General features: G+C 67.2%; 1 protein-coding gene. It reads right to left on the reverse strand.

Features of this window, described 5'->3' with window-relative positions:
* On the reverse strand, nucleotides 1-1,321 hold a 1,321-nt coding region (locus tag ACYVOO_RS08615; RefSeq protein ID WP_461015037.1), incomplete at both ends, for an AMP-binding protein.

Genomic DNA, 1,321 nt, shown 5'->3' on the forward strand with positions numbered 1-1,321 from the left:
CCCGTAATGGTTGAACACCCGCCGACCCCCACCAGCAGCCGCCTCCACCAGCTCCCGCACCCACCCAGGACTCGCGGCCTCACCGCCCAACACCACCGACCGTGCGGGCAGCAACGGCTCGATGCCCGCCACGGACGTCAACGCCCGCAGATGCGACGGCACCACCTTCAACGCGTCGATGTTCTGCTCAGCCACATACTCCGCCACGGTCTGCGGATCAGTGACCGACTCCTCATCCAGCACATGCAACTCACCGCCCGTGGCCAGGCTGGTGAACACCACCGTGTTGCCCAGATCCGTCACCTGCGCCTGCAACAGCGCATACCTCGCCCCCGGAACCGCCCACCCCAACCGCTCAGACACCGAACACACATAGTTCGCCAACGCCCCATGCGTCACCGCCACACCCTTCGGCACCCCCGTCGAACCCGACGTATAGATCACATACGCCAACCCCGCCGGATCCACCACCACCTCAGGCGACACATCCGCGTACCCCTCCAGCAGCACGGCCGTCGTCGGATCGTCCACCGCGATCATCCGCACCCGACCCGCCGGCAAATCATCCAACGCATCCCGCGAACCCAGCACCACCCGCACACGACTGTCACTCAGCACATACGCCACCCGCTCCATCGGCAACGCACCATCCACCGGCACATACGCCGCCCCCGCCTTCCACACCGCCAACATCGCCGTGACCATCTCCACACCACGCGGCAGACACAAACCCACCACCGACTCACGCCCCACACCCACATCACGCAGATAACACGCCAACCGACCAGCAGCCGCCCCCAACTCCCCAAACGTCAACGACACACCACCAGCAACCACCGCCACCCCACCCGGATCCACCGCCACCCACCGCTCAAACAACTCCACCACCGAAGAACCACCCACCACCGACGCCGTGTCGTTCCACTCCACCAACACCCGATCCCGCTCACCAGCATCCAGCACATCCACCGCAGACAACCGCACCTCCGGAGCGCACACCACGGCTTCAAGCACACGCTCCAGCCATCGCGCGAAGCGGCCCGCCGCGGGCGCGTCGAACAGGTCCGCCGCGACCGTCACCGCCCCCCGCAGACCCGCCGGTTCGCCGTCGGCGTCGTGCACCTCGTTGAGGGACAGCCACAGGTCGAACTTCACCGAGGTCAGCGAGGTCGCGTCCAACGCGGAGGCCGCTTCGTCCTCGACACGGGCTTCGTGTGCGCCGCTGTCCGCACCCCGGCTGACGCCGGGCATGTCCAGGGACGCGTTGCCGCTGGTCTGCATGGTCAGCACGACCTGCGCCAACGGATGCCGCGCCATAGAC

This window comes from Streptomyces daliensis (genome assembly GCF_054782395.1).